This is a genomic window from Nocardia sp. NBC_00565 (assembly GCF_036345915.1).
Taxonomy (GTDB): Bacteria; Actinomycetota; Actinomycetes; order Mycobacteriales; family Mycobacteriaceae; genus Nocardia.
In genome coordinates, this window is sequence record NZ_CP107785.1 from 7,916,502 (window position 1) to 7,940,968 (window position 24,467).

Annotated in this window: 20 protein-coding genes; 8 read left to right on the forward strand and 12 right to left on the reverse strand. The window is 67.2% G+C overall.

The window, feature by feature from the left end; translation table 11 throughout:
* Positions 1-54: 54 nt before the first annotated feature.
* The 5 genes from OG874_RS36495 to OG874_RS36515 form a co-directional block, all read right to left on the reverse strand.
* The gene (locus tag OG874_RS36495) at positions 55-1,197 is read right to left on the reverse strand and encodes a cation:proton antiporter (protein WP_330251594.1); all 1,143 of its coding nucleotides are present in this window, start codon (positions 1,195-1,197) and stop codon (positions 55-57) included.
* A complete protein-coding gene (locus tag OG874_RS36500; protein WP_330257578.1) occupies positions 1,194-1,592 on the reverse strand; it encodes a hypothetical protein in 399 nt (132 codons plus the stop codon). Before OG874_RS36500 ends, OG874_RS36495 begins: the two co-directional genes overlap by 4 nt.
* Positions 1,593-1,670: 78 nt before the next feature.
* Positions 1,671-3,344 carry a fatty acyl-AMP ligase gene (locus OG874_RS36505; RefSeq protein ID WP_330251595.1) on the reverse strand — a complete coding sequence of 558 codons (1,674 nt, stop codon included), beginning with the start codon at positions 3,342-3,344 and terminating at the stop codon, positions 1,671-1,673.
* Positions 3,341-8,581, reverse strand: a complete 5,241-nt coding sequence (locus OG874_RS36510; RefSeq protein ID WP_330251596.1) for an SDR family NAD(P)-dependent oxidoreductase — start codon at positions 8,579-8,581, stop codon at positions 3,341-3,343. The genes OG874_RS36505 and OG874_RS36510 overlap by 4 nt, the downstream gene beginning before the upstream one ends.
* Entirely contained in the window at positions 8,578-8,832 is a 255-nt protein-coding gene (locus OG874_RS36515) for an acyl carrier protein (protein WP_330251597.1), read from the reverse strand. The genes OG874_RS36510 and OG874_RS36515 overlap by 4 nt, the downstream gene beginning before the upstream one ends.
* A gap of 116 nt (positions 8,833-8,948) precedes the next feature.
* Between OG874_RS36515 and OG874_RS36520 the strand changes: the two genes are divergently transcribed.
* Positions 8,949-9,983 carry an MBL fold metallo-hydrolase gene (locus OG874_RS36520; RefSeq protein ID WP_330251598.1) on the forward strand — a complete coding sequence of 345 codons (1,035 nt, stop codon included), beginning with the start codon at positions 8,949-8,951 and terminating at the stop codon, positions 9,981-9,983.
* A gap of 314 nt (positions 9,984-10,297) precedes the next feature.
* Here OG874_RS36520 and OG874_RS36525 read toward each other — a convergent pair whose 3' ends face one another.
* Entirely contained in the window at positions 10,298-11,275 is a 978-nt protein-coding gene (locus OG874_RS36525) for an NAD(P)H-dependent flavin oxidoreductase (protein WP_330251599.1), read from the reverse strand.
* A 337-nt stretch (positions 11,276-11,612) separates the two neighbouring features.
* Between OG874_RS36525 and fadD5 the strand changes: the two genes are divergently transcribed.
* Together fadD5 and OG874_RS36535 are read left to right on the forward strand one after the other, a co-directional pair.
* Positions 11,613-13,184: a fatty-acid--CoA ligase FadD5 gene (fadD5, locus tag OG874_RS36530; protein ID WP_330251600.1), complete on the forward strand. Its 1,572-nt coding sequence runs from the start codon at positions 11,613-11,615 to the stop codon at positions 13,182-13,184.
* Between the two features lie 48 nt (positions 13,185-13,232).
* A complete protein-coding gene (locus OG874_RS36535; RefSeq protein ID WP_330251601.1) occupies positions 13,233-13,631 on the forward strand; it encodes an isochorismatase family protein in 399 nt (132 codons plus the stop codon).
* 22 nt (positions 13,632-13,653) lie between these two features.
* Here the strand turns inward: OG874_RS36535 and OG874_RS36540 are convergent, their stop codons facing one another.
* On the reverse strand, positions 13,654-14,328 hold the full coding sequence (locus tag OG874_RS36540) for a TetR/AcrR family transcriptional regulator (protein ID WP_330251602.1): 675 nt from the start codon (positions 14,326-14,328) through the stop codon (positions 13,654-13,656).
* 105 nt (positions 14,329-14,433) lie between these two features.
* Here OG874_RS36540 and OG874_RS36545 point away from each other — a divergent pair, with 105 nt between their 5' ends.
* Positions 14,434-15,144, forward strand: a complete 711-nt coding sequence (locus OG874_RS36545) for a methyltransferase domain-containing protein (protein WP_330251603.1) — start codon at positions 14,434-14,436, stop codon at positions 15,142-15,144.
* Here OG874_RS36545 and OG874_RS36550 read toward each other — a convergent pair.
* On the reverse strand, positions 15,141-17,513 hold the full coding sequence (locus tag OG874_RS36550) for a lysylphosphatidylglycerol synthase transmembrane domain-containing protein (protein WP_330251604.1): 2,373 nt from the start codon (positions 17,511-17,513) through the stop codon (positions 15,141-15,143). The two genes, OG874_RS36545 and OG874_RS36550, sit on opposite strands and share 4 nt — an antisense overlap.
* A 277-nt stretch (positions 17,514-17,790) precedes the next feature.
* On the opposite strand from OG874_RS36550, the gene OG874_RS36555 reads away from it, so the two are divergent.
* Entirely contained in the window at positions 17,791-18,654 is an 864-nt protein-coding gene (locus OG874_RS36555) for an SDR family NAD(P)-dependent oxidoreductase (protein WP_330251605.1), read from the forward strand.
* 6 nt (positions 18,655-18,660) lie between these two features.
* On the opposite strand, the gene OG874_RS36560 is transcribed toward OG874_RS36555, so the two are convergent.
* Positions 18,661-19,434 carry an SDR family NAD(P)-dependent oxidoreductase gene (locus OG874_RS36560; protein ID WP_330251606.1) on the reverse strand — a complete coding sequence of 258 codons (774 nt, stop codon included), beginning with the start codon at positions 19,432-19,434 and terminating at the stop codon, positions 18,661-18,663.
* Positions 19,421-20,203, reverse strand: a complete 783-nt coding sequence (locus tag OG874_RS36565) for a 2OG-Fe(II) oxygenase family protein (protein ID WP_330251607.1) — start codon at positions 20,201-20,203, stop codon at positions 19,421-19,423. Before OG874_RS36565 ends, OG874_RS36560 begins: the two co-directional genes overlap by 14 nt.
* Positions 20,204-20,446: 243 nt before the next feature.
* Between OG874_RS36565 and OG874_RS36570 the strand changes: the two genes are divergently transcribed.
* Together OG874_RS36570 and OG874_RS36575 are read left to right on the forward strand one after the other, a co-directional pair.
* Entirely contained in the window at positions 20,447-21,223 is a 777-nt protein-coding gene (locus OG874_RS36570; protein ID WP_330251608.1) for a winged helix-turn-helix domain-containing protein, read from the forward strand.
* 55 nt (positions 21,224-21,278) lie between these two features.
* On the forward strand, positions 21,279-21,440 hold the full coding sequence (locus OG874_RS36575; RefSeq protein WP_330251609.1) for a hypothetical protein: 162 nt from the start codon (positions 21,279-21,281) through the stop codon (positions 21,438-21,440).
* 14 nt (positions 21,441-21,454) lie between these two features.
* Here OG874_RS36575 and OG874_RS36580 read toward each other — a convergent pair whose 3' ends face one another.
* Positions 21,455-21,838 carry a DoxX family protein gene (locus tag OG874_RS36580; RefSeq protein WP_330251610.1) on the reverse strand — a complete coding sequence of 128 codons (384 nt, stop codon included), beginning with the start codon at positions 21,836-21,838 and terminating at the stop codon, positions 21,455-21,457.
* 197 nt (positions 21,839-22,035) lie between these two features.
* Between OG874_RS36580 and OG874_RS36585 the strand changes: the two genes are divergently transcribed.
* The gene (locus OG874_RS36585; protein ID WP_330251611.1) at positions 22,036-22,995 is read left to right on the forward strand and encodes an oxidoreductase; all 960 of its coding nucleotides are present in this window, start codon (positions 22,036-22,038) and stop codon (positions 22,993-22,995) included.
* 78 nt (positions 22,996-23,073) lie between these two features.
* On the opposite strand, the gene OG874_RS36590 is transcribed toward OG874_RS36585, so the two are convergent.
* Positions 23,074-24,198, reverse strand: a complete 1,125-nt coding sequence (locus OG874_RS36590) for an NAD(P)H-dependent flavin oxidoreductase (protein ID WP_330251612.1) — start codon at positions 24,196-24,198, stop codon at positions 23,074-23,076.
* Positions 24,199-24,467: the final 269 nt, after the last annotated feature.

A 24,467-nucleotide genomic window follows, 5' to 3' on the forward strand; every position in this document is an offset into this window, starting at 1 on the left:
GGTGAGTTGCTCATGTGCTCGCGAAACTGAATGTGACTTGGGAGAGTTGGCAGGTCAGTGTTCGGTGGTGTGTGGGGCGCGGGTTGCTATTCGGCTTGCTGCTAGTGCTGCTGTGGCGATGGTGCACAGTGCACCCAGCATCATGGCCGACGCCTCCCCCGGCACCAGGACATGTAGTTGCGAGCCGACCGTGACGGCGGCGACCGGTACGCCGACCTGTGCTGCCGCGAGCGCGCCGAAGGCGATCGGCTGTCCCGCGACCCGAGTCGCCAGGTGCACCAGCACCGCACCCGCGCCGAGTACGAGGCCGAGCAGGATGAGACGCGGATGGTCGCCGAACTCGCGCAGGTTGAGCCTGGCACCGAGCCAGACGAAGAAGAGCGGCCCGAGGAAACCGTCGTTGATGGCGAACAGTTGGCGCGCGACTCGACGCGGTTCGCCGATACCGGCGACCGCGAGCCCGGCGGCGAATCCGGCGAGCATGATCGACACCTGGGTCTGGGTTGCCAATGCGCACAGGGCGAACAGCGCCGCGAGACTGACCCGCAGCTCCAGTGCGAACGCGCGATCCTCGGATAACCGATGCGCCCGGCGCCGCGCACCCGACGACTCCAACTTGCGCAGCACCAGGAACAGGACTGTCGCGGCCGCCGCCACAGCGACGGCGCCGAGTGCCGCGCGACCGGCGTTCGCCGGATCGATCACCAGCGGCAGCGCCACCACACACGCGGTATCGGCGATCGCGACCTGGGCGGTCAGGGCGAGCACCGGTTTGCCCTGCAGGCCGAGCGAGTCGATGATCGGGAGCACCAGCGCGGCCGACGAGGATGCCATCAGTACCGCGTAGACCGCGCCGTGTCCGGTATCGAACCAGCGGGCGATACCGAAACCGGCGGCGGTAGCGAGTAATCCGACCAGGACGGCGCGCACCGCACCGCTGTCGAGCGCGGTACGCACGGCCGGGTCGCGCACCGGGACATGGGTGCCCGCGACGAACATGACGACGGCGAACCCCATATCGGCGAGGAAACTGAATATCGGGTCCGCGGTGTGCAGGACGCCGAAGCCGGTGGCGCCGAAGACGATGCCCGCGAGCAGTTCGCCGAGGAGCACCGGGATGTGCCAGGCCTGCCGTAGCGCGAGCAGCGGCCCGCACAGTCCGAGCGTGATGACCAGGGCGAGGGTGGAGAAGGTCATCGGTGGCGCTGGGGCGGCCCTGGCATGGGGGCGATCTTCGCCGGAATGGCGATGTTCTCATCCGCCCAGTGCACCGCGCAGACACGGTGGTAGCCGTCGGCGATCACCAACGGCACATTGCTGCGGAAGTCGCCGCGCACCAGCAGGATCGGCGAGAGCGTCTTACCGTTATTGATCTTGATCAGATCGCGGCGGACATACGGATTCTCGGCCGAGACCAGCTCCAATCGGGCGGCTCGCAGGATGTCCTTGGCCTTCTTGTGCACAATCGGAGCGGTGCGCAGATCCGCGATCACCGCGTCGACGACCTCAGGCGCGGCGAGCAGCTCGAGGTAGTCCGCGGCCGCCGGGTAGTCGTGCTCCTCCGGCTCGTCCTTCCAGGTCACGGAGATGATTTCGGTCGCCATCCGCCCATCATCGCGCTCGATGCGCTGGAGCTGGGGGACATCGGCCGGTGTTTCCGGTGCGGGCTGCTAGGTCAGGCGCCCCGCGCCATAGAGTGCCCGGCATTCGCCGCGGCGCAGCTTGCCGCTGGAGGTCTTCGGGATTCGGCCCGGTTCGACCAGGACGACGGCTCCCGGTGTGACCTCGTGCGTGGCCGCTATGGCGTTGCGTATCCGGCGGGCCACTTCCGGTACCTCGGCGGTCTGGGCGTCGGCGAGTTCGGCGACCACCACCAGATCCTCGCGGTGACCGTCATCGTGCCCGAACGCGGTCACATGCCCGGCGCGCACCTCGGGCGCACAGTCCGCCACCGTGGTCTCGATATCGGCCGGATAGTGGTTGCGGCCGTCGATGATGATGAGGTCCTTGAGCCGGCCCGCGATATAGAGCTGACCCTCGTACCAGAAGCCGAGATCGCCAGTGCGCAGCCAGGATTCGTTGCTGCCGGACAGGGTGGCCCGGAAACTCACCGCGGTGGCGACCGGATCGTTGTAGTACCCGGAGCAGACATTGGGCCCGCTGACCCAGATCTCGCCGACGGTGCCCTCGGCGATCTCGATCCGCTCGGTCGGATCCACTACAGCGACTAGCTGACCTGCGGGCATGCCACAGCCGACGAGGGGAACGCCTTCCTGCGCGGTCTGCGCCCGGCCTCGTGCCAGGGCGGCACGATCGAATCGATGCGCGACGGGTTCGTCCAGCTCACCGCAGATGGTGACCGGCAGGGTCGCCTCGGCCAGTCCGAATCCCGGCGTGTGTGCGTGGTGCCGGAATCCGTGGGCGGTAAAGATTTCGGTGAAGTCGGTCAGCACATCGGCGCGGATCGGTTCGGCCCCGTTCAACAGTGTGTCGAGATCGGACAGGTCCAGACCTTCGCGTTCCTCGCGGGTGGTCGCCGAGAGCGCAAGGGCCAAGCCGAAATTCGGGCCGCCGGTGGTGCCGGCACGGTAGTCGCTGAGGGCGCGCAGCCAGCGGATCGGGCGTTTCACGAAATCCGCCGGGGCCATTGTCACGCCGTGCACGCCCGAGTAGAGCGGCAATGAAAGGGCCAGGACCAGACCCATATCGTGGAAGAACGGCAGCCACGACACCATCGGTTTCGTGCGCGCCGCGGGTACCGCGTGCCACAACTGATCCAGTGCCGCAGCGAGATTCGCGTGGGTCACCTCGACTCCGGCCGGAGTCTTGGTCGATCCGGAGGTGTATTGCAGGTAGGCCGGATCCATTCGGACGTCATCGATGGCGGGGTCCGGTGCCGTGGCATCCGGCAAGAGTTCCAGTACCCGGCCGAGCGCCGCACCGAAGAGGGCGCCGGTTGTGGTGTCGGTTGCCGAGACCAGGCTCAGTGCCGGTTGGGCATCGGCGAGTACGCCGTCGAGTCGGGATCGGTTTCGACCGCCGGTCGGCGGAAAGAGCGGTACCGCGATGCGATTGCTGTAGAGACAGGCGAGAAAGGCGACCACGTAGTCGATTCCATGTGCGCACAGAATCGCCACCCGGTCGCCGGGATCACTTGTCGCCCTGAGTCGTCGGGCGAGTGCGCCTGCCGCGCAGTGCAGTTGTGCATAGGTCAGCGTGACCGGCTCGCAGTCCGTTCCGCGATAACGCAATTCGGTGTAGGCAGCGCTATCGGGCTGCGTTCTGGCCCACTCGGCGACCCGGGCGGCCAGGACATTGCGATGCGGCGTGTTGGGCGAAGTCACAGCGCCTCATCGGATTTCGCGGCGACTCGATCGGCCAAGGCCGCACCGAGTGCGGTGATGGTCGGGTGTTCGAACAGCTCGGCGGTCGAGATCCGGATATTGAGCCGGGATTCGAGATGTCGGCGCATCTCTATTCCGAGCAGCGAGCTCAGGCCCAGATCGTTGAAATCGGCCTCCGGGTCGAGATGCTCGGAGCTGAGGTCGAGGGTGGCGGCGAGGACGGCGCGGATTGTCGTGGTGAGCGGTTCGGCCCGATGATGCCGCGGTACGGCCGGACTCGGCGGTGCGGAAGCTGTTTTCGCGGGGTCGTCGGTGGTGAGCAGGGTGCGCAGCCGGATGGCGACCGGAGTTGGGTTCGCAGTCGGCGTGTAGTCCAGTGCGAGCAGATAGCGCTCGTCGTAACGCATGGTCTGGGCGAGCAATTCGGTGCCGCGCGAGGCATCGAAGGCGGCGATTCCGGCGCGCCGTAAATGGACCGCGCCACCCGCGCCGTCGGCGAGCCCCGAATCCCAGACGCCCCAGCCGATACTCAGCACGCGTCGACCCGGGTGTGCGTGGGCGAGGGCGTCCATGGCGGCATTGGCACTGGCGTAGGCGGCCTGACCGGGTGCGCCGAGCGCGCCGGTGGCCGAGGAGAACAGCAGTGCGAAGTCGGTCGGATCGGCGGCGGTGAGTTCGATGACATTGCCCGCGGCGATCAGTTTCGGTGCGAACATGCGCGTGAGTTGCCGGGCGGTGATGGCGTCGAAGGCCGCATCCTCGAGTGCCCCGGCGGCGTGCACGACACCGCGGATGGTGGAGCCGCATTCCCGAATATCGTTGAGCGCATTGGCGAGATCGTTACGATCGGCGGCATCGCAGCGCACCACGACGATCCGATCCTCCAGTCCATCCAGGAGCGCGGGCACCGGCCGGGGCGCGCGGGTCAGCACCACCACATCCCGGGCACCGGCATCGAGCAGCCACCGCACCGCGACCGATCCGAGCGCACCCAACCCGCCGGTGACCACGTAGGTGCCGTTGGGGTCGATGACGGTCGGCGTGATGCGCGGTCGGACGGGGACGAAACGGCGAGCGGCGACGATATCGGCGCGGATACGGAGTTCCTCGGGGAGCGCGTGGACGGATGGCTCGACGATGAGTTCACGAAGTCGCGGTACGGCGGTCTCCGCCCCGTCGGTCCATATCAGCCGTATATCGCGGCCCGACTCGAGCTGGAGCGATCGGACCAATCCGGCGACGGCCATCGGCACGGTCACGGCGGCCGGTGGCGGTTGAGTCGTCGTGCCGGAATGCCGATGGTCGGGCGGGTAATCGGGGAGGACGATCGTCAAAGAGGCGGTGGCGTCTTCGGATTGGACACGTTGGATCAGATCGAGCACTCGTCCGGTGGCGGCGATGCTGTCGGTCCCGATCTCACCGCCGGACGCGGATTCGGTGGGCCAGACCACGACGATAGCGGTGCGTCCGGAACGTGCGGCGAGGACGGCGGCGACGATCGGACCGGCGGCGTCCGGTTCGCGGGCGACCCGTTCGGTGGGCAGGGTGCGGTCCAGTTCCCTGGCCAGCCGGACGGCGAGTTGGGATTCCCCGATGACCAGGGCGCGCTGTGGATCCGCGGTGTGCGCACCGTCGCGACCGGTTCGGTGCTGGAGCGGTACCCACATTTCGTGGCGGAACGGGCCGACCGGCACCGCGGCTTCGGGGCATGCTCGCGATGTGGTGAAACGGATCTGCACACCGGTCAGTGCGAGCACCGGAACGCCGTGCTGATCAGTGCCGATGATGTCACCGGTCAGCCCGCTGACGGATCGATCGCGCACGAACGCATGGGCTTCCAGCAGGACCGGCTCCGATTCGGCCGATAGCCAGGCGGATTCGATGCCGATCGGCAGCGGGACCGCATCGGCGGGCAGATGGTCGTAGTTCGCGGCGGCGAGCAGGTGCAGGCAACCGTCGAGGGTCGCCGAGCGCTGCGGTGAGGCGGAATCGAACGAACCCACCGCACAATCGGACCCGGCCTCGATACCGCGCAGCACGCGGAAGTCGGGTCCGTACTCGAGGTGCCGCGCGCGCAACGAGGCGTAGAAATCGCCGGTCGCGATCGTCCGCATCCGCCTGCGAGCGGCCCGATTTGCATCGACCACCCGCATCCATGCGACGATATCCGCGGGTGTGGGGTCACCGGCCAGCCGTGCCGAAGCCAGCGTACCGGCGCCTGTGACCTCCGCCTGCAGCTTTCCACCACCGATATTCCGGTAGGTGACGGCCGACAGCGCCGGCAGATCGGTCCGCTTGTGCACCACGAAGTCGGTGATCATGGTGGCCGACGTGTGCTCGGCCAGACCGAGCAACCTGCGCAACCAGAAGACTGCCGGGACGATCGGCTCGCCCTGCACTACGTGATCGGCGAGATCATCCGCGGGGAGGTCGGATTCGGTGCCGATGACACCGGCAGCGGTCGGGCGATGGTCGACGGGCACGGATCCGGAATCGGGCGAGGTGACCAGCGGGAATCGGCGTCGAGACCACTCGCGCGGCGGCGGTGCGGCGAACGGGCCACTCTCGGCCCAATTCACCACACGCCCTTCGACGTACAGCCTGCCCAGACACGTCGAAAATGCACCGGCCTCGTCGTCGCGGCTGGTCACCGCGTGGGCCGCGTCGGCGAAATCGGGATACTCCCGAACCGCGGGTATCAGCACCGGATGCGGCGCGATCTCCAGCACCGACGAGAACCCGTCGCCAGCGGCTCGTTCGAGCGCGGCCGCCAGTTCCACAGTTCCCGAGGCATTTTCGGCCCAGTAGCCGGCGTCCATCGCGGCCGTGGTGATGGTTTCGCCGCGCCGCGCCGTCGAATAGACCGGAACGCGTGGCACTCGCGCGGTGAGATCGTCGAGTGTGTCGACGAATTCCGGCAGCAGCTCGCGCACCTGCGGACTGTGCGCGGCGAAATCCACCGCGATCCGCTGCGCGAATATCTGCCGGCGCTTGGCCCGTCGGATGAGCGCATCGATATAGCGCGCCGCGCCGGAGATCACCACCGAACGCGGGCCGTTGATCGCCGCGATCCCCACCGCCGCGTGCAGTGGTTCGACCAGCCGTGCCGCCTCGTCCGGTGCTGCCTCCAGCACCGCCATCGCGCCGCGTCCATCCAGTTGCGCCAGTATCCGGCTGCGCCGCACCGCGACTCGGGCCGCATCCGATAGCGATAACGCACCACTCACCGCCGCGGCGGCGACCTCGCCGAGGCTGTGCCCCGCCACCGCATCCGGTGCGACGCCCCACGAGCCGAGCAATTCGGCCAGCGCCACCTGGAATGCGAAGATCGCCGGTTGTACGAGTTCGGTAGTGCTGGTGCCATTGCCCGCGGCCGAACCGCCGAGCGCGAATCCATTGCGCGGCGTCCACACCCGCGTCCCGCCCGCCGCGACGAGTGCGTCGGTGGCGGCGGTCACCGCGTTGGCGAATACCGGATAGCGCGCCGCCAGCGCCCGTCCCATCTTGGGATGCTGACCGCCCTGCCCAGAGAACAGGAATAGCATCCCGCCCCGCCGCCGCACCGAACTCGCGCCGATCACGCCGGCACCGGAAACCCCGTCCGCGAGCGCCCGCAACCGTTCCACCGCGTCGCCCCGGTCGTGCACGAGCACGGCCGCGCGGGCATTTTCGGGTATCAATCGCGCTATCGCACTGGCGAATTGGCGCAGCTGCTCGCGGTCGTTCGTCTCGGCCTGCGAAGACGACCCGTTGGCCGCGGTGTGCGGATCGACTGTCGTCAGGCGGACTGAGCTCGCGCTGTCGAGTTCCTCGGCCCACCGTCGCGCCCGCGCCCGCACCTCTGCGATATCGCGCCCGGTCACCGGAATCACCACGGGCGGTGCGAAACCCCGCTGCCATCGCGGTGGCGCGATACCGCCCAGCACCACATGCGCGTTCGTCCCGCCGAACCCGAACGAGCTGACCCCGGCAAGACGCGCGCCCACCGGCGTCCCGGTCCAGTCGACCGGCTCGGTCGGCACCCGCAGTCCGTGTTCGGCGAGTCGCAGCAGCGGATTCTCGATGTGGAAGTTGATGGTCGCAGCGATCACACCGTGCCGGATGGACAGCGCCGCCTTGACCAAGCCGGTGATGCCCGCGGCCGCCTCCAGATGGCCGAGATTGGATTTAACCGAACCGATCCAGGTCGGCTCGACACCGTCGCCGAGCACCGCGGCGAGTGCGCCGACCTCCACCGCATCGCCCAATGGCGTTCCAGTGCCGTGACATTCGATGTACCCGGCACTGCGCGGATCGCGTTCGGCCCGGGTCCACGCGGTGCGAATGGCGTCCTGCTGGGCCCGGCCGTTCGGTGCGTACAGACCATTGGAGCGTCCGTCCGAACCGACTGCTGTGCCGAGGATTTCGGCATAGACCCGGCTCCCGTCCCGCTGCGCGTCGGCGGTGCGCTGCAGTACCACCACGGTGCACCCGTCACTGCGGGTATAGCCGTCCGCCTCGGCGTCGAATGGCTTACAGCGCCCGTCGGGTGCGAGGAATCCGCCCTCGGCCAGGTAGTCCGCGATATGTGGCAGCAGCGTGAGATTCACCCCGCCGACGATCGCGAAGGGCACCGCGTCATCGGCCAGCAGGCGCAGTGCGAGATCGACCGCCGCCAGCGAGGACGAGCAGGCGCTGTCCACCACCAAGCTCGGTCCGTGCAGGTCGAGGACGTAGGACAGCCGGTTCGCGATGATGCTGAGTGCGGATCCGGTGACCGCGTACGGCGCGTCGTGCCCGCCACCGCCCAGCACCGTGATGCCGTGATCGTAGGTGCTCGCCCCGAATACCACCGCGGCACCGGAACCCCTGGTGCGGTGGCCGATTCCGGCATCGTCGAGCGCCTCGACCGCGACCTCGAGCGCGAGCCGCTGCTGCGGATCCATGAGCGCGGCCTCGCGGCCCGAGATGGCGAACCAGTCGTTATCGAAGGCGTCGACGTCGGCGAGGTACCCGCCGTGTCGCGCACCGAGGCGTCCCGGCGGCGGCGCACCGGTCGCGTCGCGGCCGTCCAGCAGCATCCGCCAGAATTCGGGCACGCCCGTCGCACCGGGTACCCGGCAGCCGATACCGATGATCGATACCGGCGGATACGGGCGGACGGAGTCGGTGTTGTTTCGAGCGACCTGCGAGCAATCGCTAGCGGTGTGGTTTCGAGCGATCTGCGAGCAATCGCTAGCGGCGTCGGCGGTGGTCATCGCATCGCGAGATACTCGACAAGCTGCTCGATGTCCGGATGGTCGTAGAGGGTGGTGAGCGAAACCTCGACTCCCATGGCATCTTCCAGCCGCGCCGTCAGCCGGGCCAATTGGAGCGAGCCGAGGCCGAGATCGCTGAACGGTGCGCTGGTGCACACCGCGGCGGCATCGACATCCAGTAGGTCGGCGACGGCTGTGACGGCCGCAGTCAACAGTGCCGCGCGTTGCGAACCACCCGAGCCGAATTCCATCCGACCTCCCTCGCAGTCGCCCCGAAGGCTGCTGCCCCCGCGCCGGTACCCCTGCCGATTATGCCGTAGATATCGGGCCGGACAAGGGGCACCAGGTGCGGAGCGATTGTCCTCATTTGTCCGGAATCGCGCTGGTTGTCCGGCTCTTTCGCCCCCTGGCCGCCCCGATCGCCTACGGTGACACCGTGCCGGAACCCACACCCGACGCTCGCGGCGAGCGCACACCGACCCTGCCCACCGTGCTGCGCTGCTGTGCGGCACTGGCGGCCACACCGGGCCGGTTGCTGCGCCCACGTCGCCCCGACGCCGAACTGCTGGCCGGGCTGGACCCGGTGCCGCTGCCGCAGGCCAAGGCGACGGTCGGGCTCACCGTGCTCATGCAGGGCCGCATGGCCGTCCCGGCCGCCATCGTCGCCGAAGGTGTGCGCAGCCTGCGCGAATTGCCGATGACCATGTCGGCGTACCTGATCGAGCATCCGAAGGCGCGCTTCCTGGTCGATCCCGCACTGTGCGCGGGTGTGCACGATCGGGTGCTGCCGGAGCTGCCGTTCCCGGTCCCGGCGCTGGTCGCGCCCGATAAGCCGGTGCTCGGGCTCGCGGACGCGCTCGCCGCCCGCGATATCGCCGTCGACACCATCGATTTCGTGCTGCCGACCCACCTGCACTGGGACCACGTCTCCGGTCTACTGGAATTACCCGATGCGGTGACCGTACGACTGCCCGCGGCCGAACGCGCCTGGGCGCTGGACGGTCCGCATGCGCCGGTCGGCGTGGCCCGGGGTCCCCTGCGCGGGCGCACCTTCGACACGTTCGAACTCGACGGCCCACCGGTCCTGACCTTCCCGCGCAGCCTGGACCTGTTCGGCGACGGTTCGGTACTGCTGGTCGATCTCGCCGGACATACGCCGGGCAGTATCGGCGTGCTGCTCGCGGTGGACGACGGGACGCGTGTGCTGCTCGCGGGCGACGCGGTGTGGCACAAGCTGCAGGTGCAGTTGATCCGTGAGAAGGCACCGATGCCGGGGCAGCTGTTCGATGCCGATCGCGATGCCGCATTCGCCACCATCCACCGGTTGCATGCCCTGCCCGCCGGCATCGAGATCGTCGCGGCCCACGACTACGCGGCGGTCGAGGCGCTGGCCGCGAGATAGTTTCGCGGATTCGACCGCGCCAGCGGGAGCGAGCTCGCCCGCAGATTGATCGGTGCCGCCTAGGCGCGAGAGGGGGCGAGCACTTCCCTGAGCGGTGGTGCGCGATCCGATGTTGTCCGGCCGGGAGCCCTGCGTTGCGCACACTGCCGGGAGCCCTGCGTTACGCACACTGCCGGGAGCCCTGCGTTACGCACACTGCCGGGAGCCCTGCGTTACGCACACTGCCGGGTGCCTGCGGCCGGACCGAACCGAGCTCGGAGACAAGCGGTCGGCCGCGGTCACCCGCGACAGACTGCGACGATTTGCTGCCGCCTCTAGGCGACGACTACGGCGTCGGCGAGGCGAGCAGTGATCAGCTCTTCGGCCTCGGCGACCATCCGGGCGATGAGTTCGGCGCAGGACGGGATGTCGTGGATCAGGCCCTGGGACAAGCCGGCGGACCAGATGCCGGCGTCGAGGTCGCCCTCGTCGAATACCCGGCGGCCGCGGGCGCCCGCGACCAGATCGCGGACATCATCGAAAGTGCCACCGGCCTTTTCGATCTCGACGACCTTGCGGCTGATCTCGTTGTCCGCGACGCGCGCGGTATTGCGCATGGTCCGGAAGATCAGCTGCGTATCGAGCTCGGAGTTGGCGACGATCTGTTCCTTGACCTTCTGATCGATCGCCGACTCCTGGGTGCACAGGAAACGGGTGCCCATATTGACGCCATCGGCGCCGAGGGCGAGCGCGGCCACCAGACCGCGGGCGTCGGCGATGCCACCGGAGGCGATCATCGGAATGTCGAGCACCCGTGCGGCGGCCGGAATCAGGATCAGGCCCGGAATGTCGTCCTCGCCCGGATGGCCCGCGCATTCGAAGCCATCGATGCTGACACCGTCGACGCCGATCTTCTGCGCCTTCAACGCGTGCCGCACGCTGGTGCACTTGTGCAGCACCTTGATTCCGGCCTCCCGGTAGTACGGCAGGAAGGGCTCCGGATTGCTGCCCGCGGTTTCGACAATCTTGATGCCGCTGTCGATGATCGCCCGCACGTACTCGGTGTACGGCGGCGGGTTGATCGACGGCAGGATGGTGACGTTGACACCGAACGGCTTATCGGTCAACTCCCTGGTGCGCGCGATCTCCGCGCGCAGGTCGTCGGGGGTCGGCTGGGTCAGCGCGGTGATGAAGCCGAGGCCGCCCGCGTTGGCGACGGCGGCGACGAGTCCGGCCCGGCCGACATGCATCATGCCGCCCTGCACGATCGGAACTTCGACGCCGAACGTCTCGGTGAACCTGGTACGCAGCATTGCGCTTCTCCTCTGCGTCGCGGGGCGCGCCAGTCCGCCCTTACGCAGTGATAGTGACACGAGAATCGCCCGCTGTTCAACTCATAAGTAAGCCATGATTCGCATCGTCATGGGCCATATACGCGGGTGCGCGCTCATCGTCGCCGCTTTGATCGTCGGTAAATATGCAGTTAGAAGGCATTTCCATGCAACTGTCCACAGGCTGTGGCGATTAACAGCGATTCCCATCTTGGCTTCTTGCTCACCCAAGAAGTTAGTTGTTATTCTGCTCTCAGTTCAGCCCGTAAACGCTGTCGGACAGACCGGCGGACCTCGTTGACGGTCCGAGAGGAGTGGCATGACCACCGGTGCACAGGCGCTCGACGAACCGATCAGGTCGCGGCGCAACCACTGGAACAACCAGATCGCCGCGCACGCGCAGATGCGCCCGGATGCGATCGCCGTGCGGTTCCGTGGCGTGGACACCACCTGGCGGCAGCTGCACGAGCGCTCGTTGAAGTTCGCTGACGCACTGGCCCGCCGCGGTGTCGGCTTCGGCGACCGGGTGCTGATCCTGGCGCTGAACTATCCCGAGTACCTCGAGGCCGTCTTCGGTATCAATGCCCTCGGCGCCATCGCGGTCCCGGTGAACTTCCGGCTCACCCCGCCCGAGGTCGCCTACATCGTCAGCGATTCCGGGGCCAAGGTGATCGTCACCGACGCCATGCTGCAACCGCTGGCCACCGCGGTGCAGGGTCAAGCCCCCGAACTCGCGACCTGCATCGTGATCGGCGGCCAGAGTGCCGACGGCGTGCTCGGCTACGACGAGGTGCTGGCCGAGGGCGGCGAATCGCATACGCCGCTGGACATTCCGGAGGACACCCCCTCCCTCATCATGTACACCTCGGGCACCACCGGCAGTCCGAAGGGCGCGGTGCTGTCCTACGCGAATATGAATGCCCAAGCGCTGACCGGTATCCGGGCCATGGATATCGGCCCCGATGCGATCGGCTTCTGCACCTCGCCGCTGTTCCACATCGCCGGACTCGGCAGCCTCGCACCGTATTTCCTGCTCGGCGGCAAGACGGTGCTGCATCCGCTCGGCGCGTTCGATCCCACCGAATTCCTCGACGCCGTCGAGCGCGAACAGGCCACCACCGCCTTCTGCGTGCCGGCGCAGTGGCAGATGATCTGCGAGGAGCCGACGGTCAAACAGCGCAAACTGGCGCTGAAGATGCTCAGCTGGGGTGCCGCGCCCGCCTCCGACACCGTGCTGCGGGCGATGGCCGAATGCTTCCCGGACGCGGTCAATGTCGCGGTCTTCGGGCAGACCGAGATGTCGCCGATCACCTGTGTGCTGGACGGCAAGGACGCGATCGGCAAGCTCGGCTCGGTCGGCAAGCCCATCCCGACCATCCAGGCGCGCGTCGTCGATGACGAGATGAACGATGTCGCGCCCGGCGAGATCGGCGAAATCGTCTACCGCGGACCGACCCTCATGCAGGGCTACTGGAACAAGCCGGAGGCGACGGCCGATGCCTTCGCCGGTGGCTGGTTCCACTCCGGCGACCTGGTCCGTGCGGACCAGGAGGGCTTCCTCTGGGTGGTCGACCGCAAGAAGGACATGATCATCTCCGGCGGTGAGAACATCTACTGCGCCGAGGTGGAGAACGTGCTCTTCGCGCATCCGAAGATCCGCGAGGCCGCCGTGGTCGGGCGCACGCACGAGAAGTGGGGCGAGGTCCCGGTCGCCGTTGTCGCCCTGGTCGATCCGGACGCCGAGCTCACCCTCGACGAGCTCGCGCCGTTCCTCAACGAGAACCTGGCGCGCTACAAACACCCCAAGGATCTGGTGATCGTGGCCGAACTGCCGCGCAATGCCAGCGGCAAGGTCGTGAAAGTGCAGCTGCGCAAGGACTATTCGTCCTGAGTTCGGAAATCGTGGACAGCGGCGGCGGGCATGCGTCAAGATCGCCCTATGGCGATCCCCCGTGTCCGCGCCGCCGTCATCGCCCTGCACTGGCAGGTGAATGTGCTTCGGCCCGAAGGCTTCTTCGGGCCCATGCTGGCCGCGCCGGTCGCGGCCAGCGGGGTGGTGCCGCGAGCGGTGCGCTTGCACGCGGCGGCGGCCGAACGCGGGCTGCCGGTGGTGTTCGTGCGCTTCACGATTCCCGTCGGCGAGGGCGTCGCGACCAATCTGGTGGTCGAGCAGACCGCCAGGCACGCCACCGATCTCGGCTTCACCGTCTACCCGGTCTCGGACTGTGTCGCCGCGGCGAGCCCCGAAACACATGCCGCATCGTTGGCGAATCTCGAATTGACCACGGCGGGTTGCCGCACCGCCGACCAAGTCCTCGACCTGATCGGTCCGCGCTGACGCCCCGCTCGGACGCTGCCAGTTATCGCGCTGCGCGCCAACTGATTTCGTTCGAACCGAAGGCGGCCTTTCCGCCCGTGGGAAGGTGGCCTTCGGTATGTGATGGGTCGGCCGGTCGCACGACCCGCTGTTCGAGTCCAGGGCCGACCAAATCCATCAGCCGCCGGTAGGTCTCGGCGGCGGGCAGTGGTGGATCGGCGTCGGCGATCGAACCGAGCAGGCCGACCACGCCCCAGGACAGGAAGGTCGTTGTCACCGCGAATTCGTCGTCGTCCATATCCAGCCGACCCGAGAGCTGTTCGGTGAGAATCTCTTCTACCATGCGCCGGGCCGAGCGCAACAACACACCGGTCGCCCTGCGCCCCAATAGCGCCCGGTAGACCTCGGGATTGGCCGAGGCCAGGCGGAACAGCGTGTACAACGGTGCGAGCGGTGTCGAACTCTGCGGGAACTGCGGGTCATTGGCTGCCGATCCGGCATCCGCGACCGCCGCGCGCAGGTACTCGGTGCTGCTCACCAGCAGCAGATCGTCCTTATCGCGAAAATGCGCGTAGAACGTGGAGCGTCCGACATCGGCGCGATTCAGGATGTCCTGCAGGGTGATCCGGTCGTAGCCGCATTCGATCATCAGCTCGATCAAGGCACGATGGAGCAGACTCTTGGTGCGCCGAACCCGGCGATCGGTGCTGCCGGTCATCAAGCCCTCACGTTTCCGTACAGATGGTGCGAATCCGTTCCGAACAGAACGGTTTCCGCCGATTTGCTTCTGGTTGATCCGGATTCCGAGTCCGATTATGTACACATGATCGGAAACAAACAACAGTCCACTGCCGAACATGCTGGTCAGAACTCCGAGATCGGCATCGTCATCACCAGACCGCGTGGCTATCTCGCGGTGAAATCGGCCTTCCTACTCGGCCGGGTCGGCGTGTTGAATGCTCGCCTCGTCGAGCTGACCGGTGCCGCCGCGGGCGATGAGGCCGTCGATATCGGTTGCGGTCCAGGACAACTCGTCCGGGCACTCGCGCAGCAAGTCGGTCCGTCCGGTCGCGTGCTCGGCATCGACCCGTCGGCGGCGATGATCGACTACGCGACCGGCCGCGCGAAAGCATTGTCCAACTGTCGATTCGAGGTGGGCACCGCGCAGTCGCTGAATCTGCCCGACGCGTCGGTCGATGTGGTGACCTCCACCTTCGTCATGCATCACATTCCGGAGGCCAAGCGCGCCGAGGCTATGGCGCACATGTTCCGCGTGCTCCGTCCCGGCGGCCGACTGCTGCTCGCCGATACCCACCCGACCGGGCTGGTGCTGCCCGCGGTGATCCGGATCATGTCCCGATTCGCCGCACATCGCACCGACGATGCGCACGCCGCCGGACATCGGGCGGACCCGCTCGCGGCCGTCGATATCCGGCGCTATCGAGAAGCGTTGCGGGAAAACGGATTCGAGACGGTCGACTTCACCGCGCTCGCGCCGACGACGGGCGTACTGGTGGCGACCAAGAATGCCTAGATCATGTCCTTCGAGGTCATCCAGCGCATGGTGAACCAGCCGCAGAACACCGGCAGCCAGCAGGTGAGTACGCGGTAGAGCAGTACCGACGGCACGGCGATGGCCGCGGGCAGCCCGAAGGCCCCCAGACCACCGATCAGCGCCGCCTCCACGGCGCCGACACCGCCGGGGGTCGGCGCGGCCGAGGCCAGGGTGCCGCCGATCATCGTGACGATGGTGACGGTGATGAACGACGCGCCGCCGCCGAACGCCTCGACACTGGCCCACAGCGCCAGCGCCTGGCCGATGGTGATCGCGCCACAACCGAGCACGATCACCAGGAAGCGCTTCGGATCGCGCGCCAGATCACCGAGTTCGCCGAGCACCTCCTGCAACTGCGGGCGCACCGAATTGTTCAGCCAGCGGCGCAGTTTCGGCACGAACATGAACGTCCCGATGATGCCGACACCGACACCGGCCGCCAAATAGAGCACCGTGGCGTCGGGGACGAAATGCGACAGATTCGCCGAGGTGCCCGCCGCGACACTGAACAGGATCAACAGGCTGAGGTGGGTGATCACCTGCACCGCCTGCTGCAGGGTGACCGCGGCGGTGGCCCGCACCGCGCCGAGTCCGCCCTTCTGCAGGAAGCGCACGCTCAGCGCAAGACCACCGACGCGGGCCGGTGTCGTCGTCGCGGCGAAGGTGTTGGCGATCTGCATGATCACCAGATTGCGGAAGCTGACCATGCGTGCGGCACAGGCCCAAAGCGCCGCCGCCGCACCGACATACGTCAATCCCGAAACCGCGAGCCCGAGCAGGGCCCACCACCAGTTGGCGGTCTTCAACTGCGAGAAGAACGTCGGCACGGCGCTGATGAACGGGTACGCGACATAGACCAGCGCGATCAGCAGCACCAGCTGAATGATCTGATTGCGGCTGAACCGGGTGATCTGATCGGCCTCGATCTTGTCCTGACCGGTCTGCTTGCGTACCTCGTCGCGCGCTTCGGACAGCGCCGCACCCCAGTTGCGAATCGAGATCTTGATGCTGGCGGGCATGACGGATTTGGTCAATCGGCTGGCCGCGTTCAATACCGTCTGATCGCCGAGGGTTTCGATGGCCGCGCGTACCGCGGGTTCCTTGCCGAATACCGCGGTGGTCGACACCAGCAGTTGGGCGATATCGGATTGCCGCTGTTTATCGGAGGCACCGAATTCGCCGCTGGCGAATCCGCTGAAGCGGGTGGTGCCGTCTTCGATGCGGATCTCGGCGGGGCGCAGATCGCCGTGGGAGAGCTGACCGCAATGCAGCGCGTCGAGCGACTTCCACACGTCGGTGAGGACATCGCTGGACCACTCGTCGAGCGGCTTACCCCGGGGTACGGTGTGCGCGTACAGCATCCAGCCACGTTCGAGCGCGGCGACAGCGACCTGGCTGAGGGCGGCCAGACCGAGGTCGCCTGCGGCGATCGTCATCAGCGCGCGATGTTCGACGGCCCGGTGCAGGGAGCCGTGCAGCGCCGCGGTTTCGCTGGTGCGAAAGGTGAGCCAGCGCCACAGTTGTCGGATCGCGCCGAGGCTGCGCTGATTCTTGCCGTACATCTCGACGATCAATTCGCGCTCGGGTCCGTCGATGGCGGCGGCGAGCACCAGTGGTCCGCGTCCGGCGGGCCGCATCACCGTGAACCCGGTGACGGTATGCCCGCGTCCGGCCAGTACCCGCACCGCCGCGTCGAGCGGTACCTCCAACGCCGGTGTGCCGACCACCAGCACGATCACCGCACCGACCAACCAGCCCACCGCGAGCCCGAACATGGCCCGGGCCGGCACCACCGTACTGACCACCAGATGGATCGGCGCGAATGCCAGCAGCAGCACCCACAGCCAGCGGCGCGGCCGGGTCGGCAGCCACGGGCTGGAGACGGTCAGCACCGCCGCCAGCATGGCGATCCAGCGCGGATCGTCGAGGAACTGCGAGAGGAAGGTATCGAGCCGATCCGGTACCTGCAGATGCCATTGCGGCGCGGACAATCCCGTTCCGGTGATCGACAGCAGCAGACCGGCCACCAATCCCGCCGCGGCATAACCCGCCAGCAGCTTCCACTGTCTGCCGATGATCAACTCGATGAGGATCGCGAACGGCAGCGCCAGAATCGCCATGCCGTACACCAGGTACACCAGATTGGACTGGTCGGGATTGAGGAACCCGACGATATTCGAGACCGACCGCTCCAGCGCGAGCCACTCCGGCCGGGTGATCAGCGAGGCGGCCACGACCACGCCGACCCACAGTGCGGCGAGGACGACACGGATGATGTCACTGGTCCGCCGGATCAGCGGCTGCAGCAGGCTCCCGGTGACCGGGATATCCCGCCCGTCGACTCGCATGGCTCCGCTCCTCCGCCTCTCCGGGTATTTTGCCGGTCGTGGGTGCTGAACTGCACGCTGCGGGCCGGCGGTTTGCGGCAGGGCTGAGCTCTGGGCGTACCCGGCGAGTTACCCATGTGCTGACGAGATCAGTTGTCGCGTCTGTGGGGACGATACACACCGATCAGCGTCTACCGACCTACCGGTTAGTAGACGGCCTTGCCGAAAGGGGCCGGGCCGAAGAGGATCAGGGACGAAGAGGTTCAGGACGGAATTACCGACGGCCGGGAGGCAGCACATGGCAGCACAGGATCTATCGGGTAAGACGGTGGTGGTGACCGGAGCCAGTTCCGGTATCGGCGCCGAGGCGGCGGCGAAACTGGTTGCCCGCGGCGCCACCGTCGCGGTGGTCGGACGCTCGCCCGAGCGCACGGCCGAGGTGGCGGAACGGGTCGGCGCGCAGGCGTTCCTCGCCGACTTCGCCCGCTTCGACGAGGTGCGCAAACTCGCCGATCAACTCCTCGACCGCTATCCGCGCATCGACGTGCTGGCCAACAACGCGGGCGGCGCCTGGGCCAAGCGCATCGTCACCGACGACGGCAACGAGCAGACCTTCCAGGTCAACCACCTCTCGCCGTTCCTGCTGACCAGCCTGCTGCTGGATCGGCTGGTGCAGTCGCAGGCCAGGGTGGTCAATACCGCGAGCACGACCTACCGGATGGCCAAACTGGATCTCGATACCGTCAACGCGTCGACGGGTTCGTTCAACCAGCTGGCCGTCTACGGCACCTCCAAGCTCGCGAACATCCTCTTCACCAGGGAACTGGCCCGCCGCACCGAGGGCACCGGGCTGCTCACCGTCGCATTCCATCCCGGCGTGGTCGCCACCCGCGTCTACGACAACATCCCGCTCGGCATCGGCGCGTTCATCCGCTCCCCGCTGTCGCGACCCTTCTTCATCCGCCCCGACAAGGGCGCGGATCCGTTGGTGCACTTGGCGACATCGGCGGAGGCGATCAACGGCCAGTACTACCACCGCTTCAAGGTGGAGCCGCCGCGCAACAAGCGGGCGGTGGATCCGGAACTCGCGCAACGGCTCTGGGTGCTCTCCGAACAGATCACCGGTGTGACGAGTTCGGCGACAAAACCAGATCAGACGTAGTCCGGCTCAGTGGGCGTGCGCACCGAGTGCGTGCTGCCCACCGGCCATGTCCTCGGCATCGACTCCGACGCTGAACACCTCGCCGGTCATCTTCCCCTGATCGAGTTCGACGATCGCCCGAACCACCTGCTCGGTGGGCACCAGCGCGGGAAAGCTGTTGGGCGCGATGGCATTGGCCCGCACCCCGAACTCCGCGAACTCGACTGCGAGGTGCCGGGTCAACTGGTCGAGCGCGGCCTTGGACGCGGCGTAGACCGCCTGCCCGCCGGGATACACCCGCGATCCCGCGATGCTGGAGACATTGACGATATTGCGGTTGTGCTCCCGGTTCTCGTCCGCGGTGTGCAGCCAGCCGCGCTGCGCCAGTCGCGCCGATAAGCGCAGCGGCACACCGACATTGACCGCGAAGTGCGGTTCGAACTCGTCCAGTGCCGCATCGCCGTCGACGATGCCGCGTGGCTGCCACCGGCTGTGGCCCGCATTGTTGACCAGCAGATCCACGCGGCCGAACCGGGCCAGCGCCAGCTCGACCACTCGCTCGACCGCGCCCGCTTCGGTGAGGTCGGCGCGGATCATGAAGATGCGCGAAGCATTCTCCGGCACCGGCGTTTCCGGCTCGAACGGATCGATGAACCATTCGTGCTGCGAGGGTGCGGCCGGGATGCGATTGCGGTGCACCGCGACGATGTCGTACTGCGTGTACAGGCCACGGCAGAAGGCATCGCCCAAGGTGCCGCCGGCACCGGTCAATAGGCAGACGCGGCGGTCACCACGGGACAATGCTATCTCCTCCCCAACGCTGGACCACATACTCCCTCGGCCGATGCAGCCACATGATCACGGTATTGCGCGCGGCCGCATTGTTTCCGGCGAACATATGCCACGAGCGCGGCGTGCACTCGAACAGCACCAGCGAATTGTCCAGCGGCGGAACCAGCAGGGACGCAACCGGATTCCCGGCGCCGACATGCTCGAACAATGCGGTCTCGCCGCCGTCGCCCGGCTGCCAGCCCGGATTGCCCAGATAGAACAGCACGGCCACCGCGCGCACGTTCTCCCGTGCCACCACACCGGGCTCGCGCGCGCCGGTCTTGATATCCACCGCGGGATCCGCCGTCCGGATCTCACCGGGACCGGGGACCGGCCCCGGGAACCAGGCCGGGCCGAGATCATTGTGTGGTCCACCGGGCGGACTGTTGGGCGGGTGATTGTGGATACCGCCCTCGACGTCGCCGGTCGCGCTCACCCCGGCGACCCGGGCGATCAGGTCGTGCCACTCCCGGGACAGGAACAGCGCGAGCGGCCCGTCCCGCATCCCGGACAGCGGCGCCCCGATCGCGCCGTAGTTGTCCGTGACCGGCCCGAACGACTGTTCCCGGCGCACCCGCACCAGTTCATCGGCCAACCGCCGATAGAACTCGGGCACGAACACATCCCTGGCGTATACGTGCGGAAACGGTCCGGCCCGGCGAATCCAGCGCCGATGGGCGAAAAGCTCCGCGAACCACTGGGGTAACGCGGGCGCGTTGGCACCTGCTGGCCCTGTCACATCAATCCCTCCCGAACGACCATCGCGATCCTATTGCCTGGTCCGCCCCTGGTGTGCGCTGGCCGCTCGACCGTTGCGAAGATCGCCGGGTGAGCCGCGACCTACGCATCTGTTTCCTCGGTGATTCGTTCGTCGCCGGTGTCGGCGACCCGCGCTGCCTCGGCTGGGCGCGGTGCGCGGTCCACAGCGGCAGGGCTTAGACTGTCTGGGACGTAATCGGAACGAAAGCGAAAGGTCGCATCGATGGGATCCCAAACGGTAGTCGCCGACGTTGCCGACGAACTGGCACGCCGGGTTGCCGCAGGGGAATATCAGCCGGGGGATCTAATGCCCTCGGTGCGGCAGGTGGCCGAAGAATTCGAGATGAACCGCGCGACCGCGCAGCTCACCCTCGGTCGGCTGGAGTCCTATGGATTCGTCGAAGCGCGCCGGGGCAAGGGGTTCACCATCCGCGATGTCCGTGAGGCGGGCGGCATCGACGTGTATCGGCACCTGTTCCGGTTCTCCATCCCGATGCCGGATATCGCCATCGAAATGTTCCACGATGTGGTCGAGGTCGAGCGCGGCATCGTCATGGAGGCGCTGCTCGCCTACACCAGCGGCGAACAGGACATCGACCCGGCCGTATTGAAGGCCGATATCGATGAACTGGAATCGCTTGCCCGCCTGGAAGTTCCGGACCATCGCCAGATCCTCGCCATCGAGGTCGGCTTGGTCCGCAGGCTGCTCACCTCGCTCGGGCTGAGTATGCAGCGGGCGGTTCTGAACTCGATCGGCGAGATGGTGCTCGAGGTGCCGGAGGCGATCGAGGCCTACTTCGCGGGTGCTGCCGATCTGCACGTGCTGGTCTGGCGGGCGCTGGTCGCGGTGTGGGATTCCGGTTCCGGCCCGTCCGATGCGCAATTGGCGCTGTTCGAGGACCTGTTCGGGATGTATCACGAAAAGGTGATCGCCCGGTTCGAGGAGCTGCTCGGGGTGTCCGAAGAGCACGAGCGCGACGCGCACGCGGCGACCGCCTGACCGCTCGATACGCGTGATCAGCGATCGACCACCTGTCTGAGACAATATATGGTCGGTGGCAGGCTCGCACCGACTCGCGGCGAGTATCGGACAGGTGCACCGCGCGATCTGCCGCGACGGCCGCACCGTCTGCGCGCAACTCGACGCCGAGAGACCCTTCCTCGAATTGGTCGAGCGCTGGCTGCCGGGCCGCACCGAGAACGGTGCGGCCGGGTAGCTGCGATCACTCCCTCAGCCGATGAAGGACTCGGGGCCGAGGCGGCCCCACGCAACGAAGACGGCCAGGGCGAGATAGACCAGATTCACCGCTACCGTCAGGCGTTCGCCGTGGCGGAGGTGGGTGATCATCGCGCCGATCATCAGCAAGATCCAGCAGATGGCCGTCACCGGCACCATGACCGGTGCGATGTCGGTCACGGCGGGCAGGATCAGGCCGGCCGCGGCCAGGATCTCGAGGACACCGAGGGTCTTGACGAAGCCGACGCTGGCTTCGCCGGTCCATGCCCCGCCGGGGGCCTCGGCCAATTTCCGCTTGGGCACAAACGTCTTGGTGATGCCGCCGAACAGGGCGACGGTAGCCAGCAGTCCGGCACAGATCCACAGGGCGAGGTTCATGAGTTTCTCCTTTTGAGCGGTTCGCACACAAGACACCGGTGCCGCGATCGTTGTGACAGTGCAGGCATATGGCGTGCACCACAAGCGATCTCCGCCGCGCGATTACGCTTTCGGCACACCGGCGACCAAGGTCGCGGCCGAGGGGCCACCCGCATCGGCGGTGGTATCGGTTCGAACAGCACAACGAGGAGCCGTCGATGACGTCGATTCCACTACTCCCCCGTCGTTGGACAGTCGAGAACATTCCCGATCTATCGGGTCGTACGGCCGTCGTCACCGGCGCGAACAGCGGCCTCGGTCTGCGGACCGCGCAAGCATTGGCGGGCAAAGGCGCTCGGGTGGTGCTGGCCTGCCGAAACCAGCTCAAGGCCGCCGCCGCCCTGGAGTCCGTGGCCGCAGCGGCGACCGGTCCGAAGCCGGCGCTGCTGTCCTTGGATCTGGCCGATCTGGCTTCGATCCGGCAGGCCGCCGAACAACTCGACGCGACCGTGGACCGGCTCGATCTGCTGGTGAACAACGCGGGTGTGATGGCGGTGCCGCGCTCCCGTACCGCGGACGGTTTCGACGCGCAGTTCGGCACGAATCACCTGGGCCACTTCGCTTTTACGGGTTCGGTGCTGCCCGCGCTACTGCGCGCGCCGCAGCCGAGGGTGGTGACCGTATCCTCGGTCGCCGCGTGGGGCGGCATGATCAATTGGCCCGACCCGAACTGGCGACGTTTCTACCTGCGCTGGTTCGCATACAGCCAGTCCAAACTGGCGAACCTGCTGTTCACGGCCGAGCTGGACCGACGGGCGAGGAAGGCGGGCGCCACCTTGCGCGCCCTCGCCGCGCATCCGGGGGTGTCGGCGACGCATCTCTACGACCGCAATGGTGAGAAGGGTGTGGCGGGCCTGCTGGCGGCTGTCCCGCAGGCGCTGCTCTACGCGATGGCGCAGTCGGACCAGATGGGCGCTCTGCCGCAGCTTTACGCCGCCACCATGCCGAATCTACCCGGAAACGGTTATGTCGGACCGGGATTCGAATTCGCGGGCTATCCGCGGCGCGCCCTGCGCAATCCACTCGCGCACAGCAGGCTGAACGCGCGCTGGTTGTGGCGGCTCAGTGAACGGCTCACCGACGTGCACTTCGACTGGACTGCCGTGCCGAGGGGCTAGCCGGGCAGTCCTACCTGGACAGCGACATGGGGCCCCGGGGCATTCGATGCCCCGGGGCCCCAAGTATGGATGTCGTTCCTACAGAGCGCTATTGAGCTTGTTGAGGCGATCGCATGCCTCGACGTACTCATTGATCAGCCGCGCCATCACATCGGCGGAGCGCTCCACCTTGTTCATCATGCCGACGACCTGACCGACCGGGTTGAAGTTCACATCCTTGGCGGCCTCCGGGTAACGGTGTCCGCGCTTGACGCCGTCGAGGGCCACCATCATCTGCAGCGGCATCGGCAGCGGGTCCGGATTCTCCGGCGACTCCCACGCCTCGGTCCAGTCGTTCTTCAGCATGCGGCACGGCTTACCGGTCCAGGACCGCGAGCGCACGGTGTCGTGGCTGGAGGCCTCGATGTAGGTCTGCATCTGCGCGGGCGGCACATTCGCCTCTTCGACGGTCAGCCACAGCGAGCCGGTCCACGCGCCCGCCGCGCCCATCGCCATGGCCGCGGCGACCTGACGGCCGTTGCCGATGCCACCGGCGGCGAGTGCGGGCAGATCGCCGATCGCGTCGATCACCTGCGGCCACAGCACCAGCGAGGAGATCTCACCGCAGTGACCGCCGCCCTCGGTGCCCTGCATGACCACGAAGTCCAGTCCGGCCCGCTTGTGGTTGAGCGCGTGCTTGACCGATCCGCACAGCGCGCCGATCAGGCGGCCGGAATCCTGGATCTGCTTGATCACGTCATCCGGCGGCGTGCCGAGTGCGTTGGCGACCAGCTTGGCCTTCGGGTGGCGCAGGATCACCTCGATCTGCGGTGCGACCGTGGTGGCGGTCCAGCCGAGCAGCTGATTGTGATGCTCCGCCGAGGGCAGATGCGGGACGTTGTGTTCGTTGAGGAGCTTCTCGGCGAAATCGCGGTGGCCCTGCGGAACCAGTTCCGCCAGTTTGGCTTCCAGCTGTTCGGGGCTCAGATCATCGATGCCCTTGCCCTCGTATTTGGACGGGATGACGAGGTCGACACCGTAGACGCCGTGCACATGCTCGTCGAGCCAGGTGAGCTCGACCTCCAGTTGTTCGGCGGTGAAGCCGACCGCGCCGAGCACGCCGAGACCGCCGGCATTGCTGACCGCGGCCGCCACATCGCGGCAGTGGGTGAAGGCGAAGATGGGGAATTCGATCCCCAGCCGGTCACAGATTTCGGTACGCATGGCGTGCTGGTCTCCCTACTTGGCCCACAGCCGGAGCGACCGGCTGGAGATCCTGGAACGGGTTACATATTTGGTCTCCGGCCCGCCCTGTCGATTCGGCCGGTTACCGCAGATATCACCATGACGCGGCGGCGGCTTCGTCGACAGGCGCGGGCGCCTGACTTCGAATGTAACACGTTCTAGTTTTGTTGGGATAGACGTTTCCCGACGACCCGATCAGAGTCCCGCGATGCGGCGCAGACAGCCCAGGTCGAGACAGGGATTTCCGG